Below are 17918 nucleotides of genomic sequence, written 5' to 3'. Positions count from 1 at the left end.
GAGCCAGACTTTTGATGACTCACGCCACACTGCTGAGTTCCAGCTATTCGCATTACGCGGCGCGCGCCGTGGCAGCACGTCCGCAACTCGCCGCACAGGTGGCGGAACTCGCTTGCGCTGCGCTCACTCGCGAGCGCATCGACGCGCGCTTTGACGCGCTGTGCGCGCAGGCTGCCGGCGGCCCTGGCGCAGCGCTGACCGAGGACGGGCTTAAACGTGCGCTGCGCCAGTTGCGCACCGAGGTGTTCTGCGCGGTGATGGAGCGCGATCTGGCTGGCCGGGCGGACGTCGCCGAAGTGACCGGCGCGATGACCGATCTCGCCGAAACGGCGATCCAGCGCTCGCTCGCGGTGCTTTCGGCCGAACTCGAAGTGCTCTTTGGCGAGCCGCGCGGCCCGCAGGGCGAGCGGCTCACGCTTGGCGTCGTCGGCATGGGCAAGCTTGGCGGGCGCGAGCTGAACGTGTCCTCGGACATCGACCTGATCTTCATTTATGAAGACGACGGCGAGACGGCGGGCGGCCAGCGCGCGCCCATCGCCACGCAGGACTTTTTCACGCGCCTCGGCAAGCGCCTGATCGGCGCGCTGGCCGAAGTGACCGCCGACGGCTACGTGTTTCGCGTGGACATGCGCCTGCGGCCGAACGGCGATTCCGGACCGCTGGTTTGCAGTCTCGGCATGCTCGAAGAATATTTCTACGTGCAGGGCCGCGAGTGGGAGCGCTATGCGTGGATCAAGGGGCGGCTGGTGTCGGAGGGTACGAGCGAGTCGGCGCAGCGCCTGCACAAACAGCTGGGCGCGATCGTCACGCCGTTCGTCTATCGCCGCTATCTCGACTACGGCGTCATCAGCGCGATCCGTGCGCTGCATCTGCAGATTCGCCAGGAGGCGCAGCGTCGCGCGTCGATGCGCCCCGACAAGGCCGACGACATCAAGCTCGGGCGCGGCGGCATCCGCGAAATCGAATTCAGCGCGCAGGTTTTTCAACTGATTCGCGGCGGCCAGGACGCCGGCTTCCGGGTGCGGCCGACGCTCGCCGTCTTGCGGCATGCGGCGGCGCACGGGCTGATCGACACGTCGGTCTGCGAGAAGCTTTCGCAGGCGTATCGCTTCTTGCGCGAGCTCGAACACCGCCTGCAATATCGCAACGACGCGCAAACGCATGCCATCCCGGTCGATCGCGAAGAACGAGCGGCGCTCGCGCGCGCGATGGGTTGCGACGACTATCCGATTCTGCTCGCGCGGCTCGAGGCGCATCGCGAGTTTGTGGAACAGCAGTTCGACCAGATTTTCGCCGACAAGGTGAGCGGCCGCGACGGCTGCGGCGCCCCCGAAGACGGCGCGGCGGTGTGGGTGTGGAGCAGCGCGCTCGCGGACGACAGCGCGGAAGACGCGCTGCGCGCGCGCCTCGTCGAACTCGGTGTCGCGGAACCCGCCGATCTGCTCGCGCGGCTGCGCGGCGTCTGGCAGTCGTCGCGCTATGCAGGGCTCGCCGAGCGCAGCCGGCAGCGCTTCGACACGGTCGCGCAGCGCGCGCTCGAAGCCGTGCGCACGTTAGAGCCGCCCGAGCGTCGCGGCGACACGCTCGCGCGTCTGTTCGACCTGCTCGAAGCGGTGGGCCGGCGCGGCGCCTACCTCGCGCTGCTGAACGAATATCCGCAAGCGCTGCATCGTGTGTTGTCGGTGCTCGGTGCGTCGCGCTGGGCGGCGGGTTATCTGATCCGCCATCCACAACTACTCGACGAACTGCTCGACGACGAAGCACTCGACACGCCGTTCGACTGGCCCGAGTTCAAACGCACGCTGCGCTTGCGGCTCGCGGCGGCGGACGGCGTCGAGCAGCAGATGGACCTGCTGCGTCACGCGCACCAGGCCGAGGTGTTCCGTATTCTGCTGATCGATCTCGCCGGCAAGCTCAGCGTCGAGCACGTAAGCGACCGCCTGTCCGAACTCGCCGACGCGGTGCTCGACGTCACGCTGGAAGCCGTGTGGAACCAGTTGCCCAAGCGCCATCGCGACGCGCCGCGCTTTGCGGTGATCGCCTACGGCAAGCTGGGCGGCAAGGAACTGGGCTACGCGTCCGACCTCGACGTCATCTTTCTCTACGACGACCCCGACGACGCCGCGTCGGACATCTATTCCACCTACACGCGCCGGCTGATCACTTGGCTCACGACCGCGACCGGCGCGGGCACCCTTTTCGACATCGACCTGCGGCTGCGGCCGAACGGCGAGTCGGGCCTGCTCGTCACCGATCTGGACGCGTTTCGCCGCTATCAGCTGCGCGAGGGCGACGCGGCCAACACCGCGTGGGTGTGGGAGCACCAGGCGCTGACGCGCGCGCGTTACTGCGCCGGCGACGCGCAGATCGGCGCGCAGTTCGAGGCGATTCGCGAACAGGTGCTGACCACGCCGCGCGACGCCGCACAACTGGCGCGCGAGATCGTCGAGATGCGCGAGCGCGTCGAAGCCGGGCATCCGAACCATACGACGCTGTTCGACCTGAAGCACGATCGGGGCGGCATGGTGGACATCGAATTCGCCGTGCAGTATTGGGTGCTGTTGCACGCAGCGCGCGATCCAGAGCTGATCCGCAATACGGGGAACATTGCGCTGTTGCGCGAGGTGTCGCGCCTCGGGCTGATGAGCGAGGCCGAAGCGGAAACGGTGGGCGCCGCCTATCGCACTTACCGCAAGCTGCAGCACAAGCTGCGGCTCGACGGAATGGAAAAGGCGCGCGTGGAACCGGCGCTGGTCTCGGCCGAGCGCGATGCGGTGCTCGGGCTGTGGGAGCGGGTATTCGGCGACCAGCCCGGCGCCGCCTAGGCGGCGAGCATTTCCTTCGCGTGCTTGCGGGTGGTCGGCGTGATCTCCAGGCCGCCCAGCATGCGCGCGACTTCTTCCACGCGGCTTGCCTTGTCTAGCGGCACCACGCTGCTCACCGTTCCGCCCTTGCCGTTGCCGGTCTTGGCGACCTGGAAATGGTGATCGCCGCGCGCGGCAACCTGCGGCAAGTGCGTCACGCAAAGCACCTGGCGGGCCTCGCCGAGCTGATGTAACAGCCGTCCGACTACTTCGGCCACGCCGCCGCCGATTCCGGTATCCACTTCGTCGAAGATCAGCGTGGGCGTCGGGCTCGCGGCGCTCGCAATCACGGCGAGCGCGAGGCTGATACGCGCCAGTTCGCCGCCGGACGCGACTTTCGCCAACGGCCGCAGCGGCACGCCGGCATGACCGGCGACGCGGAACTCGACCTGCTCCAGCCCATGCGCGCCGCCTTCGGGCAGGGGCACGAGCGCCACTTCGAAGCTGCCGCCTTTCATCGACAGTTCCTGCATGCCCGTGGTGACCGCGGCGCCTAGCGCCTTGCCGGCTTTGGCGCGCGCCTTCGAAAGCTTCTTTGCTTCAGCGAGGAAGTCTTCGCGTGCCCTGGCTTCGGCTGCGTGCAGGCTGTCGAGGTCCGCGGCGGCGTCGAGCGCGGCCAGTTGCGCGCGGCGCGTTTCGTGTTCCTCGGGCAGTGTCTCCGGTTGCAGGCGGAACTTGCGTGCCGCCGAATGCAACGCGTCGAGGCGCTTTTCGACTTGCGCGAGCCGGTCGGGGTCGAGTTCGAGCTTCTGTGCGTAATGGCTGAGCGAGTACGCGGCTTCCTGCAGTTGAATCTCGGCGGGCTCGAGCGCCGCAAGCACATCGTTCAAGGCCGGATCGATTTCTGCGAGGTCGCGCACTTTCGAGACGATCGACGCGAGATGCGTGATCATTGCCTCATCGGATTCGGAGAGCGCGTTCAGCGCGCCTTGCACGCCGTCTATCAGATTGGCCGAGTGCGAGAGCCGCCGGTGCTCCGCGTTCACTTCTTCCCATTCGCCCGGCTGCGGCGCGAGCTTGTCGAGTTCGGCAAGCTGCCAGGCGAGCCGCTCGCGTTCCAGTTGCAACTCGCGGTCGCGCGTTTGCGCATGCTCGACCGCCTGCACCTTCTCGCGCCATGTGCGCCACGCACGCGTGACGCTCGCGGAAAGCTCGGTGAGGCCCGCGTGCGTGTCGAAGAGTTCGCGCTGCGCGTCCGGCCGCATCAGCAACTGGTGCGCGTGCTGGCCGTGAATATCCACCAGCATTTCGCCTACCTCGCGCAGTTGCGCGAGTGTCGCCGCCGTGCCGTTGATGAACGCGCGGGAGCGTCCGTTCGCGTCCACCACGCGGCGCAGCATCACCGTGCCGCCGTGCTGGCCGTCGGCTGCCGAGGCGCTCAGCGCCTGCTCGTCGAGCCACTGGTCGACGAGCGCGTGGGTGTCGAACTCGGCGGTAATGTCGGCACGGCTCTCGCCGGTCCGCACGACGCTCGCGTCGGCGCGCGCACCCAGTGCGAGCGCCAGTGCGTCGATCAGGATCGACTTGCCGGCGCCGGTCTCGCCGGAGAAAACGGTGAAGCCGCTGTCGAATTCGAGATCGAGCGCGGCGACGATGACGAAGTCGCGTATCGAGAGGTGGCGAAGCATGGAGGTCGTCTGTGAGCTGTCTTTGGGCTGCGTTTGGGCTGTCTTTGGGCTGTCTGAGGGCTGTCTGAGGGCTGTCTAGCCTGGTATTCGGGTTTCCGGAGCGCGGGTTTCGCGAGTGACGCCTGCGGTCGGCATGCCCGCCGGTCACGGCTTGGCGTCTTCCTCGTGCGACGGGTATTCGTTCCAGTGAAGCTTCTTGCGCAGCGTGGCGTAATAGCTGTAGCCGACCGGGTGCAGCATCGGCACCGTATGACGCGAGCGGCGCACTTCGATTGCGTCGTTCAGTTCGAGCGACGTGAACGACTGCATGTCGAAATTGACGTTGACCTCGCGCCCGGAAACGATCTGGATGCTGACCTTGGAGTCGTCCGGCAGCACGATGGGGCGGTTCGACAGCGCGTGCGGAGCAATGGGCACGAGCACGATGCCCTGCAACTGCGGGTGCAGGATCGGCCCCTGCGAAGACAGCGCGTAGGCGGTCGAGCCGGTAGGCGTGGCGACGATCAGTCCGTCGGAGCGCTGGTTGTACATGAAGCGGCCGTCTACTGAGACGCGCAGCTCCGCCATGCCCGAGAAACCGCTGCGGTTGACCACCACGTCGTTGAAGGCGAGCGCGTGGTAGATCGGGTTGCCCTGGCGCATGATGCGCGCTTCGAGCAGCACGCGCTCTTCCCGCTCGAAGTTGCCTGCCAGCATTTGCGGCACGATCTCGCTCATGTGCGAGATCGGGATGTCGGTAATGAAGCCCAGCCGGCCGTGGTTGATGCCGATGAGCGGCGTGCGGTACGGCGCCAGTTGACGGCCTATGCCGAGCATCGTGCCGTCGCCGCCAAGCACGATTGCCACGTCGGCGCGCGCGCCGATCTCGGCGGGGCGCAGCGCCGGATAGTCGGTCACGCCGATTTCCGCCGCGGTGTCCGCTTCGAACACGACTTCAAAGCCGCGCCTCGCGATGCACGAGGCGAGCGTGGTCAGGGGCTCGCGGATGCCCGGCGTATTGTTGCGCCCGACGAGCGCGACCGTCTTGAACTGGCTGGTTACTTGCATGCCGGCATTACACCATAGGTAGGGCCTGAAAAGAACCGCGCCGCAACCCGGCGGCCGGCCAACGGCAGCGGGCCGTGAGCGCAGTTCGGGATTATCGTTAGAATGGTGAAGCCTTGATGACATGCGCGTGGGGCAAACTGCAGCGCCAGCTTGCCGTTCGGGCCGCCCGCAACGGACAGAACGGCGCGCCGCACGGTTCGCTGTGCGAGGCTTTGCAACGAGCGCAAGGCGCGGTCCCGCCGGGCGGCCGCCAACCCGCCGGCGATGGGCGCCGTTGGCGCTCGCGGTAGTCGCATCATTGAGCTAAAATTTTTCGCCATGCTAGATCCTCGTGCACAAACCCTCCTGAAAACCCTGATCGAGCGCTACATTGCCGAAGGTCAGCCGGTCGGCTCGCGCACGTTGTCGCGCTATTCCGGCCTGGAGCTGAGCCCGGCAACCATCCGCAACGTCATGTCGGATCTCGAGGATCTGGGGCTGGTCGTCAGTCCGCATACTTCCGCCGGCCGCATTCCCACGCCGCGCGGCTATCGGCTCTTCGTGGACACCATGTTGACGGTCGAATCGGCCGCGGACGAAGAGGCGGTCGCCCGCACCGTCAAGACTACGCTGCAGGCCGGTGAACCACAGAAAATCGTCGCGGCGGCGGCGACCGTGCTCTCGAATCTGTCGCAGTTCGCCGGTGTGGTGCTCACGCCGCGGCGCAGCCACGTGTTCAAGCAGATCGAATTCATGCGCCTGTCCGACAAGCGCATCCTGCTTATCATCGTGACGCCCGAAGGCGACGTGCAGAACCGCATGATGGCGACCCAGCGCGACTTCTCGCCCTCTGAACTGGTGGAGGCGTCCAACTACATCAACGCGCACTTCGCAGGGCTTTCTTTCGACGAGGTGCGGCGCCGCCTGCGCGAGGAAATCGACCAGTTGCGCGGCGACATGACCACGCTGATGCACGCGGCCGTTACCGCGAGCACCGAGGAGCCCGACACCGGGGAAACGGTGCTCATTTCGGGCGAGCGCAAACTGCTGGAAGTCGCCGACCTTTCCTCGGACATGGCGCGCCTGCGCAAGCTGTTCGACGTATTCGACCAAAAGACGAGCCTCCTTCAGTTGCTGGATGTGTCGAGCCATGCCGCCGGCGTGCAGATTTTCATAGGCGGCGAATCCAACCTCGTGCCTATCGAGGAAATGAGCGTTGTTACGGCGCCGTACGAAGTGAACGGCAAGATAGTCGGCACGCTCGGCGTAATCGGCCCGACGCGCATGGCCTACAACCGTGTCATTCCCATCGTGGACATTACCGCGAGACTGCTTTCCCTTACGCTCAGTCAACAATAGCGCCTGGTCGCTGCGGCGGTCTATGCGGCACATCATGCGCGAGCGCACGCCGCTTGCCAATTGGCCGAACGGCCAGGGGCGCCTAAGGCAAGCGGCCGGAAAGCGCGCCGCTATAATGAATCCACCTCGTTCCATTTCCCGCCCAGAGCGGGGCATCTCTGCCAGCCTATGCGCTTCGATCTCGAGCGGCCCTCCCAGAACGCCACGTCGCACCGCGTCGCCGTACTGCTGATCAATCTCGGCACGCCCGACGCGCCCACGCCGCGCGCGGTTCGCCGCTATCTCGCCCAGTTCCTGTCCGATCCGCGCGTGGTGGAAATTCCCGCGCTCGCCTGGCAAATCATTCTGCGCTTGCTGATCCTGCCGTTCAGAGGGCGGGCGTCCGCGAAGAAATATGCGGCGGTGTGGCTGCCCGAGGGCTCGCCGCTGCGCGTTTATACGGAAAAGCAGGTGGAAGGCTTGCGTCACCTGCTGCAACTGAACGACTACACGGTGCTGGTTGACTACGCAATGCGTTACGGCACGCCCGGCATTCCCGCCATGCTCAATCAGCTGAAACTGGCGGGCGCCGAGCGGGTGCTGCTCGTGCCTATGTATCCGCAATATTCGTCGTCGACCACGGCCACGGCGTTTGACGACGCCTTCGCGGCCCTCAAGCGCATGCGCAACCAGCCGGAAATTCGCACGGTGCGTCAATACGCCGACCATCCCGCGTATATTTCGGCGCTCGCCGCCCAGGTGCATCATTACTGGCATCTTCATGGCCAACCGGATTTCGCCGCAGGCGACAAGCTGGTATTGAGCTTTCATGGCGTGCCCAAACGCACGCTGGATCTCGGCGATCCTTATCACGACCAGTGTCAGACAACGGGCGCGCTGCTCATGCAGGCATTGGGGCTGACGCCGGTCGAATGCCGCATCACATTCCAGTCGCGTTTTGGCAAGGCCGAATGGTTGCAGCCCTACACTGCGCCCACCTTGAAGGAATTGGGGGCGGCAGGCGTGCGGCGTGCTGACGTGTTTTGTCCGGGCTTTACCGCCGACTGCCTGGAGACGATCGAGGAAATCGGCATGGAAGTGCGCGATGAGTTCCTGCATGCCGGCGGCAAGGAGTTTCATCGCATTCCGTGCGTAAACGCGTCGCAGGCGTGGATTGCCGCGCTTGGCGAAATCGTCGCGCAGAACCTGCAAGGCTGGCCCGTGCAGGCGGTCGCGGTTCCGCATATCCCGGCGCACAACACAGCGGCTTGACCTGACCAATGAACTACAGGATTTCAACCGAACCGGGCGCGAAACTGCGCATCGACAAATGGCTTTGGGCGGCGCGCTTCTTCAAGACGCGCTCGCTTGCGGCGGATGCTGTCGAGAAGGGCCGGGTGCGCATTGGCGGGGCTAATGTGAAGCCGGCCAAAGACGTGCGAGTCGGCGACCTGGTGGAGATCGAGATTGAGCGCCTGGTGTGGCAGGTTAAGGTGCTGGGAGTATGCGACGTGCGCGGGCCGGCCACCGTCGCGCAGACGCTTTATGCCGAAACCGACGAAAGCCGGGAAAAGCGCCAGGCGGAGCATGAACGCCGCAAGACGTACCGCGAGCCGGCCGAGACGTTGCACGGCCGCCCGACCAAGCGCGACCGCCGCATTATCGACAGATTTTCAGGTGGGGATTGAACAGTTGTTCCATGGTCGCGTTCACGCCGCCGTATTCGGTGGTGTGATCGTTGACCGCCCCGGACATACAGATGGTCGTGGTGCCCGCAACGAGTACCAGCGCGACCACCGAGATTGCAAAGGTCAGCTTCACGGTACCCCCTTCTGGGATGGTGCAGGAAAGAAACGAGCTAGCTAGGTGGAAATTGCAAAGGCGCGGAAAGGCTTACGTCAGATTAGGGTTAACGAGGTTTTTCCGCCGCGTAACTGGAGCATAGGTCAGTTGCTCGCGCCGCTCAATCTGAATCTGATTGCACCGCACTAATGGTTGTAACCGGTCATTTCCGCGCTTGGCCGGCGCTTTGAAAATTTGCCGGCAGGCGCTTGAAATGGGCGTTCGCGGCCCCAACTGCCGTTCCGATACGCGGTGGCGCGCCTGCATCCTTGTCGCAATTTTGCAACGCACAAATCGCGGCAGCATACGCGCCGCCGCCGTTGGCCTTTAATTCTTAACGACTTTCAGCGACATGGAAAACACGCAAGAGAACCCGACGAGCCAGAATCCCACGCCCGCGGAAGAAGCCGCGCGCCCGGCCGCCGAGGCGGCCACTCCGGAGCAGGAAGCCGCAGCGAGCGTGGCCACGGACGCGCCGGCAACGGGTGCGGAAGCGGCGTTGGCTGAAGCGCAGGCCAAAATCGCCGAACTGCAGGAGAGCTTCCTGCGGGCCAAGGCCGAAACCGAAAACGTGCGCCGCCGCGCGCAGGAAGACGTCGCGAAGGCGCATAAATTTGCTATCGAGAACTTCGCGGAACACCTGCTGCCGGTCGTCGACAGTCTGGAAGCAGCCGTCGCCCATTCGTCCGACGACCTCGCGAAAGTGCGCGAAGGCGTCGAGCTCACGCTGCGTCAGCTCACCGGCGCGTTGGAGAAGGGCCGCGTCGTCGCGCTGAATCCGGTGGGCGAGAAGTTCGACCCGCATCGCCATCAGGCCATTTCGATGGTTCCCGCGGATCAGGAGCCGAACACCGTGGTTGCGGTGTTGCAAAAAGGCTTCGTCATCGCGGACCGCGTGCTGCGTCCGGCTCTCGTGACCGTGGCGGCGCCCAAGTAGGTCCGCAAGCCCGTGTAAGGCGCCTCGCAGGCGTTTCGCTATTCGACACCAGGCGAACCTCATCATGGCCAATGTTCCGGTGGACGCTACTGCGTTTTCGGTATTCGACATGAAGGAACTGGGCTCGGACTCGTTCGACGCCGGGCTTGCTGAAGCGGGCGACGAACTCGCGGTCGTGTTCTTCTGGGGGCTTGACTGCTTCAATTGCGAAATTGCCAAGAAGGCGATGCTGGCGCAACCGGAGGCAATCCGGGCGCTCGGTCTGCGGTGGTTTCACAGCAATGTCTACGAACACCGTGAGCTCGGCCGGCGCTTCATGCTGCACGGCGTGCCCACATGGTTTTTCTTTCATCGTGGCAAGCGGCTTGGGCGGGCGACCGGCTGGCATGGCCTCGCGCAGTTTCAGGCCGCGGTGGCCGCCGCGCGGGACAAAATCCGGGCGGGCGGCGCACAGGCCGGTCCAGCGGCCTTGGGCACGAGCAAGGGCGGCGCGCCGCACGATTGAAAAAAATTAAAGACCGCATCGTAAAAGAGGTCTTGAAAACGGTGCGGACGCACTTATGTTGAGTGCAGGTATGAATTCAGGGGCGCAGCGCCTTACGGCCGAACGGCGGACGGGGCGCTTGCCGCAGCGATCAAAGTCAGGAGATTAGTAAAAATGGGCAAAATCATCGGTATCGACCTCGGCACGACCAACTCGTGCGTGGCGATCATGGAAGGCAATTCGGTCAAAGTGATCGAGAACTCGGAAGGCGCGCGCACCACGCCGTCGATCATTGCGTACATGGAAGACGGCGAGATTCTCGTCGGCGCGCCTGCCAAGCGTCAGTCGGTCACCAACCCGAAGAACACGCTGTACGCGGTCAAGCGCCTGATCGGCCGCCGCTTCGAAGAGAAAGAAGTCCAGAAGGACATCGGCCTCATGCCGTACAAGATCATGAAGGCCGACAACGGCGACGCATGGATCGAAGTGCGCGAACAGAAGCTCGCTCCGCCGCAAATCTCCGCGGAAGTGCTGCGCAAGATGAAGAAGACCGCTGAAGACTACCTCGGCGAGCCGGTCACCGAAGCTGTGATTACGGTTCCCGCGTACTTCAACGACAGCCAGCGCCAGGCAACCAAGGACGCAGGCCGCATTGCCGGTCTGGAAGTCAAGCGCATCATCAACGAACCGACCGCAGCCGCTCTGGCATTCGGTCTGGACAAGAACGAGAAGGGCGACCGCAAGATCGCGGTGTATGACCTGGGCGGCGGTACGTTCGACATTTCGATCATCGAAATCGCGGACGTCGACGGCGAGAAGCAGTTCGAAGTGCTGTCCACCAACGGCGACACGTTCCTCGGCGGTGAAGACTTCGATCAGCGCATCATCGACTACATCATCAGCGAGTTCAAGAAGGAGCAGGGCGTCGATCTGTCGAAAGACGTGCTCGCGCTGCAGCGCCTGAAGGAATCGGCTGAAAAGGCCAAGATCGAGCTGTCGTCGAGCCAGCAGACCGAAATCAATCTGCCGTACATCACGGCTGACGCGTCGGGTCCGAAGCACCTGAACTTGAAGATCACGCGCGCCAAGCTCGAAGCGCTGGTCGAGGAACTGATCGAACGCACGATCGAACCGTGCCGCATGGCGATCAAGGACGCAGGCGTGAAGGTCGGCGAGATCGACGACGTGATTCTGGTCGGCGGTATGACCCGTATGCCGAAGGTGCAGGAAAAGGTGAAGGAGTTCTTCGGCAAGGATCCGCGCCGTGACGTGAACCCGGACGAAGCCGTGGCCGTGGGTGCCGCGATTCAAGGTCAGGTTCTGTCAGGCGACCGCAAGGACGTTCTGCTGCTCGACGTGACCCCGCTGTCGCTCGGCATCGAAACGCTCGGCGGCGTAATGACGAAGATGATCAACAAGAACACTACGATCCCGACCAAGCACTCGCAGGTCTATTCGACGGCCGACGACAATCAGAGCGCCGTGACGATCAAGGTGTATCAGGGCGAACGCGAAATGGCGGCGGGCAACAAGCTGCTGGGCGAGTTCAACCTGGAAGGCATTCCGCCGGCACCGCGCGGCACGCCGCAGATCGAGGTGAGCTTCGACATCGACGCGAACGGCATTCTGCACGTCGGCGCGAAAGACAAGGCAACCGGCAAGGAAAACCGCATCACGATCAAGGCGAACTCGGGTCTGTCCGAAGCCGAAATCGAGAAGATGGTGAAGGACGCCGAGGCGAACGCGGAAGAAGATCACAAGCTGCGTGAGCTGGCCGATGCCCGCAACCAGGGCGACGCGCTGGTGCACAGCACGAAGAAGGCGCTCACCGAATACGGCGACAAGCTGGAAGCCGGCGAGAAGGAAAAGATCGAGAGCGCGCTGAAGGACCTCGAAGATACGCTGAAGAGCAGTTCGAGCGACAAGGCCGCGATCGAAGCCAAAATCGAAGCAGTCGCAACGGCCTCGCAGAAGATGGGCGAGAAGATGTACGCCGACATGCAGGCTGCGCAAGGTGCGCAAGCCGCGGCAGCAGGCGCGGCGGGTGCGAGCGCGGGTTCGGGCGCTTCGGCTGGTGGCGCGAGCCAGCAGCAGGACGATGTGGTCGACGCCGAGTTCAAGGAAGTCAAGAAGGACTAAAGCCAGGTCGCATTCCGACCGTAAAGCCGCACACGGATCAAGTGTGCGGCCCGGCTGCACAAGCAACCGCGCCCCATCCGGCGCGGCAACGTGCAAGAGCGGTTATCACGCCTGGCGAGCCTTTTGGGCTCTCCGGGCACATTTGTTTTATGGAGGGCGTTGTTTTTAGCCGCATTCATGCGGCATGAAACAGCGTCCGGACGAGTCGTGAGACTCCAGCATTCAAGAGGAGCCACCGCGCGGCACTCTCGCGGGGGGCGTTGAACCGATATGGCGAAACGGGATTACTACGAGGTTCTGGGCGTCGCAAAGAACGCGAGCGACGACGAAATCAAGAAGGCTTATCGCAAACTCGCGATGAAGCACCACCCCGACCGCAATCCGGGCAACAAGGATGCGGAAGAGCATTTCAAGGAGGTGAAGGAAGCCTACGAAATGCTCTCGGACTCGCAAAAGCGTGCCGCATACGACCAGTATGGTCATGCGGGCGTCGACCCGAACATGGGCGGCGCCGGCGCGCAGGGCTTCGGCGGTTTTGCGGATGCATTCGGCGATATTTTCGGCGACATCTTCGGCCAGGCAGCCGGCGGCGCGGCACGCGGCGGGCGTGCGGGCCCGCAGGTGTATCGCGGCGCCGACCTGCGCTACAGCATGGAGATTACGCTGGAACAGGCGGCGCACGGATACGACACGCAAATCCGCGTGCCGAGCTGGGTCTCGTGCGAAGTCTGTCACGGCTCGGGCGCGAAGCCCGGCACCAAGCCGGAAACGTGTCCGACCTGTAGCGGCTCCGGCGCGGTGCGCATGTCGCAAGGTTTCTTCAGCATCCAGCAAACGTGTCCGAAGTGTCACGGCACCGGCACCTATATTCCTGAGCCGTGCGCTCACTGCCACGGCGCGGGCAAGGTGAAGGAAACCAAGACGCTGGAAGTAAAGATTCCGGCAGGTATCGACGACGGCATGCGTATCCGTTCCGCAGGCAACGGCGAGCCGGGCATCAACGGCGGACCGTCGGGCGATCTGTACGTCGAGATCCACATCAAGCAGCATTCGGTCTTCGAGCGCGACGGCGACGACCTGCATTGCCAGATGCCGATTCCGTTCACCACGGCGGCCTTGGGCGGCGAAATCGAAGTGCCCACGCTGGCGGGCCGCGCGAGCTTCACGGTGCCGGAAGGCACGCAGTCGGGCAAGACTTTCCGGTTGCGCGGCAAGGGCATCAAAGGTCTGCGTTCGAGCATTGCCGGCGATCTTTACGTGCACGTGCAGGTCGAAACGCCGGTCAAGCTGACGGAATCGCAGCGCGACCTGCTCAAGCAGTTCGAAAAAGCGTTGGTGGAAGGCGGCGCACGGCATAGCCCGCAAAGCAAGAGCTGGTTCGACCGGGTGAAGAGCTTCTTCGATTAACTGCGGTTTGAAGTTGGCGGCAAGCATGACGGCAGATGAGCGCGGCGCGGTGTTTGCATTGCTGGATGACTGCGACGCGTCGGCGGCGCGCCGCTCGAGCCGTCTGTACACGGGTTTCGTGCATGAGCACGTGTGTGCCGACGCCGCGCAGCTCGAGGCCGTATGCGAGGCCGCACAGGCGGACGCGCGCTCGGGCCTCTTCGCCGTTGTGCTTGCCGACTATGAGTTCGGCCGGCATCTACTCGGCGGAGCGTTCGCTCCGTCTATAAAAACGCAGCATGGCAATGCCACGCTGCGTTTTTTGTTGTTCGAGCGCTGCGAAAAGCTCTCGCGCGACGAGGTCGACGCGTGGCTCGTCCAGCAGGACGGCGGGCTCGCCGAACCGTCGGCGGCGGGCACGGCTAATGTGCGCGAAAGCGTGGAGCCGCAGGAGTTCAATGCGGCCATCGGCGCCATTCACGCGGCCCTGCGCGCGGGCGATTCGTATCAGGTCAACTACACATACCGGCTGAGCTTCGACGTGTTCGGCACGCCTGCCGCGCTGTATCGGCGCCTGAGAGCGCGTCAGCCGGTTCGCTACGGCGCACTGATCGCGCTGCCCGGCGGCGCGTGGGTGCTGTCGTGTTCGCCTGAGCTATTCGTCGAAAAGCAGGGTGCAAACTTGCGTGCGCGTCCTATGAAAGGCACGGCGCCCCGTTGCGCAGATCCGGCGGCGGACCGTGGCGCTGCCGAATTCCTGCGCAGCGATCCCAAGAATCGCGCTGAAAACGTGATGATCGTGGATCTGTTGCGCAACGATCTGTCGCGCGTCGCGCAGACGGGCACCGTCAAGGTGCCCGCGTTGTTTTCCGTCGAGCCCTATGCATCGGTCTGGCAGATGACGTCGACAGTGCAGGCCGCGCTGCGGCCTGGCACGTCGTTCGCCGCGATATTGCGGGCGCTCTTTCCATGCGGCTCGATCACCGGCGCGCCGAAGCATCGCACGATGCAGTTGATCGACGCGATCGAGAGCACACCGCGCGGGCTTTATACCGGCGCGATAGGCTGGCTCGACGCGGCGGCGGCCGAGCCGGGGCAGGCAGGCGCTGGAGAGCAGGCTTGCGGCGACTTCTGCATGTCCGTTGCGATTCGCACGCTGACTTTGGAGCCAAGCGCGCAAAGCGGCTTGCTGCGCGGCACGATGGGCATAGGCGCAGGCATTGTGCTGGACAGTGTCGCCGAGGACGAATATGCGGAGTGTCGATTGAAAGCGCGCTTTCTGACCGGCGCTGAGCCCGGCTTTGAGCTTTTCGAAACCATGTACGCGACGCGGGAGGCAGGCGTGCGTCATCTGTCGCGCCATCTCGCAAGATTGTCGGCTAGCGCTGCGACCTTTGGCTTTGCGTTCGACGAGCAAGCTGTCCGCGCGCAAATCGCGGAAAAATGCGCGTCGTTGCCGCCGCTTACGCCCCACCGTATGCGCCTCGCGCTAGGCAAGAGCGGCGCGACCCAAATCACGGCTGCGGTGTTGACGCCATTGGCCGAGTCGAACGTCGGCGTGTTGCTTGCAACCGAGCATGGCTTCGCGGCCCTGCAAGCCGGGGATCCGCTGCTGCGCCACAAGACCACGCGCCGCGCCGAATACGACCGCGGCTGGCGCGAAGCCGAGGCAAGAGGCGCCTTCGACATGCTGTTCTTCAACGAACGCGGTGAATTGACGGAGGGCGGCCGGTCGAACGTATTCGTGAAGCTTGACGGGCGCTGGTGGACGCCGCCGCTCGACTCGGGCGTGCTGCCGGGCGTGATGCGAGGCGTTCTGCTCGAGGAAGACACGAGCCTGCAAGCAGCTGAAAAAGTGCTGACACAGGCGGACGTGTTGAATGCGCAAGCGCTAATGATCTGCAATGCGCTGCGTGGGGCGATGCCGGCGCGGCTGGTTCATTAGAGCGCGGACCGGGCCGCGGCCGCTTGTATAACGAGACGGCAGAGCGATAAGTGCTCGATATGCAAGGGCGTGAGCGGTGGTGAGCGCTGTGAGCACGCTCACGCTATTTGGCTCACGAACCGTAGCACCATCCAGCCTGCGCCTTCGTCACCGTCGTCGCTTGCGCGCTACGACCGGCGCACCGACCGACATCGCGGCCCTTGGTCGCCCGATATCCGCGCCGCCGACCTGTGCTTAAAAAGTGTGCTCAGGCCCAGGAAACGTCCCATCCTTCACTGCGCGCACATAGGCTTCCACCGCCGCGAGGATGCTCGGCTGCCCGTGCATGAAGTCCTTCACAAAGCGCGGGCGCTTGCCCGGAAAAATCCCCAGCATGTCGTGCAACACGAGCACCTGACCCGAGCAATCGAGCCCCGCGCCGATGCCGATGGTGGGAATCCGCAACTGCTTCGTGACCTCGCTCGCAAGCAGCGTGGGTATGGCTTCCATCACGATGAGCTGGGCGCCTGCCGCCTGCATCGCCAGCGCGTCGCGCAGCAACTGGCTCGCACCCTGCTCGGTCTTGCCTTGCACCTTGAAGCCGCCGAACGCGTGGACCGACTGCGGCGTCAGGCCAACGTGCGCGCATACGGGAATCGAGCGTTCGACCAGAAAGCGCACCGTGTCGGCCAGCCACTCGCCGCCTTCGAGCTTCACCATCTGCGCGCCGGCGCGCATCAGTTCGACCGAGCTTCTGTAGGCTTCTTCACGCGTGCCGTAAGTGCCGAACGGCAGGTCGGCGACGATCAGTGCCGCAGGCCGCGCACGCGCCACACTGGCCGTGTGATACGCAATGTCCGCGAGCGAAACCGGCAGTGTGGTGGTCTGCCCTTGCAACACATTGCCCAGCGAGTCGCCGATCAGCAGAACGTCGACGCCCGCGCGATCAAGTAGCGCCGCGAAGCTCGCGTCGTAGCAGGTGAGCATGGCGATTTTCTCGCCGGCGTCACGCATGGCCTGCAGTTTCGGCACGGTGATCGCGTTGCGGCTCGTTTCCTGCAAATAGGTCATGGGTCAATCCGTTGAAAGAGAGGCGTGCGCTGCTTAGAGCGACGTGCCTTTGACAAAGAATTCCTTGCGTCCGCGCATGGTTTCGATGCGTTCGGCGAGCAGCGCAAGGTCCGCGTCGGAGTCGAGCGGATTCAGATGTTCGGCGTTGACCGTGAGCACCGGCGTGCGGTCGTAGTGGTAGAAAAACTGGTTGTACGCGTCGCACAGCGCGTGCAGATATGCATCGGAAATCTGTAGCTCCATAGGCACCGCGCGTTTCTGGATTCGCGAGAACAGCACCTCCGGGCTCGCCTGCAGATACACGACGAAGTCCGGCGCGGGCGCGCTCACCTCGAGCCGCGCGGCAAGCGCGCGGTACAGATGCCACTCGTCTTCCTGGAGCGTGAGGCGCGCGAAGATGTCGTTCTTCTGCGTCATGAAATCCGCGATGAGCGGCGTGCCCTCCATGTGCGCGGCGCTCACTTCCTGCGCCTGTTGCGCGCGTTGCAACGCAAAATGAAGCTGGGCGGGCAGCGCATAACGCGCGGTGTCGCGATAAAAACGTTCGAGGAAGGGATTGTCCTGGGGCCGCTCGAACAATTCCTGCATCGACCAGCGTTGCGCGAGGCGCCGGGCAAGCGATGTCTTGCCGACGCCGATCGGCCCTTCAATCGCGAGGTAGCCGAACGGAGGCCGCAATTGCGGCGCGGTCACGGTGAGAGGCGGTGAATTCATTCGCAGCGGCCCTTGCCGGCGTTGAGTGCGTTGAGCGTCGGGCACTGACAGGGCCCTTTGATTTTCTCAATGCGTTGCGCGCGCACGCCGTCGAGCAGCGCGTCGGCGCGCCCGTGCCGCGGAATGACGAGCGCGGCGTCGATTTCGACGAGGGGCACCAGCGCAAACGCGCGTTCCACGAGGCGGGGATGCGGAACGATCAGGTCGGCTTCGTCGATGGATTGATCGCCGTAGAGCAGGATGTCGAGATCGAGTGTTCGCGGTGCGTTGCGAAAGGGCCGCTCCCGGCCGAACTGATGCTCGATCTTATGGCACAGCGCGAGCAGATGCCGTACGGGCAGCGTCGTGTCGATCTTCACGACGCAGTTGAAATAGTCGTCGCCGCCCGCGTCGATCGGGGCAGTGCGATACAGGCTCGACTTGGCGAGCACGGTGATGGTGTGCTGTTGTGCGAGGCACACCACCGCGTCTTTCAGGGTCTGGCGCGCGTCCCCGAGATTCGCGCCGAGGCCGAGATAAGCAACCGTCATGGCATAACTTCCTGCAACTAACGTTCGACGGCTTC

General features: G+C 64.2%; 15 protein-coding genes. 9 read left to right on the top strand and 6 right to left on the bottom strand.

The genetic code is table 11. The features are described from left to right. Positions 1–14 precede the first annotated feature (14 nt). On the top strand, positions 15–2825 hold the full coding sequence (glnE, locus tag JNB89_RS17895; RefSeq protein ID WP_220363157.1) for a bifunctional [glutamate--ammonia ligase]-adenylyl-L-tyrosine phosphorylase/[glutamate--ammonia-ligase] adenylyltransferase: 2811 nt from the start codon (positions 15–17) through the stop codon (positions 2823–2825). Here the strand turns inward: glnE and recN are convergent. Together recN and JNB89_RS17885 are read right to left on the bottom strand one after the other, a co-directional pair. Further along, positions 2822–4492, bottom strand: coding sequence for a DNA repair protein RecN (recN, locus tag JNB89_RS17890; RefSeq protein WP_013338092.1), 1671 nt, complete (start codon positions 4490–4492; stop codon positions 2822–2824). The genes glnE and recN overlap by 4 nt on opposite strands. 144 nt (positions 4493–4636) lie before the next feature. Continuing rightward, positions 4637–5539 carry an NAD kinase gene (locus JNB89_RS17885; protein ID WP_135894233.1) on the bottom strand — a complete coding sequence of 301 codons (903 nt, stop codon included), beginning with the start codon at positions 5537–5539 and terminating at the stop codon, positions 4637–4639. A gap of 318 nt (positions 5540–5857) precedes the next feature. Here JNB89_RS17885 and hrcA point away from each other — a divergent pair, with 318 nt between their 5' ends. The 3 genes from hrcA to JNB89_RS17870 all read left to right on the top strand — a co-directional run bounded on the left by hrcA (position 5858) and on the right by JNB89_RS17870 (position 8544). Then, positions 5858–6877, top strand: coding sequence for a heat-inducible transcriptional repressor HrcA (gene hrcA, locus JNB89_RS17880; protein WP_013338094.1), 1020 nt, complete (start codon positions 5858–5860; stop codon positions 6875–6877). Between the two features lie 168 nt (positions 6878–7045). After that, entirely contained in the window at positions 7046–8128 is a 1083-nt protein-coding gene (gene hemH / locus JNB89_RS17875) for a ferrochelatase (protein WP_135894235.1), read from the top strand. Between the two features lie 8 nt (positions 8129–8136). Continuing rightward, positions 8137–8544, top strand: coding sequence for an RNA-binding S4 domain-containing protein (locus JNB89_RS17870; RefSeq protein WP_220363156.1), 408 nt, complete (start codon positions 8137–8139; stop codon positions 8542–8544). Here the strand turns inward: JNB89_RS17870 and JNB89_RS17865 are convergent. Beyond that, entirely contained in the window at positions 8516–8677 is a 162-nt protein-coding gene (locus tag JNB89_RS17865) for a hypothetical protein (protein ID WP_006047884.1), read from the bottom strand. The genes JNB89_RS17870 and JNB89_RS17865 overlap by 29 nt on opposite strands. Positions 8678–9050: 373 nt before the next feature. On the opposite strand from JNB89_RS17865, the gene grpE reads away from it, so the two are divergent. From grpE to pabB, 5 genes are all read left to right on the top strand, one after another. Continuing rightward, entirely contained in the window at positions 9051–9635 is a 585-nt protein-coding gene (gene grpE, locus JNB89_RS17860; protein ID WP_013338097.1) for a nucleotide exchange factor GrpE, read from the top strand. Positions 9636–9699: 64 nt separating this feature from the next. After that, entirely contained in the window at positions 9700–10140 is a 441-nt protein-coding gene (locus JNB89_RS17855) for a thioredoxin family protein (protein WP_220363155.1), read from the top strand. Between the two features lie 153 nt (positions 10141–10293). Beyond that, positions 10294–12258: a molecular chaperone DnaK gene (gene dnaK / locus JNB89_RS17850; RefSeq protein ID WP_220363154.1), complete on the top strand. Its 1965-nt coding sequence runs from the start codon at positions 10294–10296 to the stop codon at positions 12256–12258. Between the two features lie 270 nt (positions 12259–12528). Further along, a complete protein-coding gene (gene dnaJ, locus JNB89_RS17845; RefSeq protein ID WP_013338100.1) occupies positions 12529–13665 on the top strand; it encodes a molecular chaperone DnaJ in 1137 nt (378 codons plus the stop codon). 25 nt (positions 13666–13690) lie between these two features. Next, positions 13691–15589, top strand: a complete 1899-nt coding sequence (gene pabB / locus JNB89_RS17840; RefSeq protein ID WP_220363153.1) for an aminodeoxychorismate synthase component I — start codon at positions 13691–13693, stop codon at positions 15587–15589. A 234-nt stretch (positions 15590–15823) separates the two neighbouring features. On the opposite strand, the gene panB is transcribed toward pabB, so the two are convergent. From panB to folK, 3 genes are read right to left on the bottom strand one after another with little or no spacing between them, the layout of a single operon-like run. Continuing rightward, positions 15824–16639, bottom strand: coding sequence for a 3-methyl-2-oxobutanoate hydroxymethyltransferase (panB, locus tag JNB89_RS17835; protein ID WP_013338102.1), 816 nt, complete (start codon positions 16637–16639; stop codon positions 15824–15826). Between the two features lie 33 nt (positions 16640–16672). Beyond that, positions 16673–17353: a deoxynucleoside kinase gene (locus JNB89_RS17830; protein WP_013338103.1), complete on the bottom strand. Its 681-nt coding sequence runs from the start codon at positions 17351–17353 to the stop codon at positions 16673–16675. Beyond that, positions 17350–17883, bottom strand: a complete 534-nt coding sequence (folK, locus tag JNB89_RS17825; protein WP_013338104.1) for a 2-amino-4-hydroxy-6-hydroxymethyldihydropteridine diphosphokinase — start codon at positions 17881–17883, stop codon at positions 17350–17352. Before folK ends, JNB89_RS17830 begins: the two co-directional genes overlap by 4 nt. Between the last annotated feature and the right edge of the window lie 35 nt (positions 17884–17918).

Source organism: Paraburkholderia phenoliruptrix (genome assembly GCF_019511605.1).
Classification (GTDB): Bacteria; Pseudomonadota; Gammaproteobacteria; order Burkholderiales; family Burkholderiaceae; genus Paraburkholderia; species Paraburkholderia phenoliruptrix_A.
The sequence above is the reverse complement of the archived record's forward strand: the minus strand, read 5'-3'. Positions and strand labels throughout refer to the sequence as shown.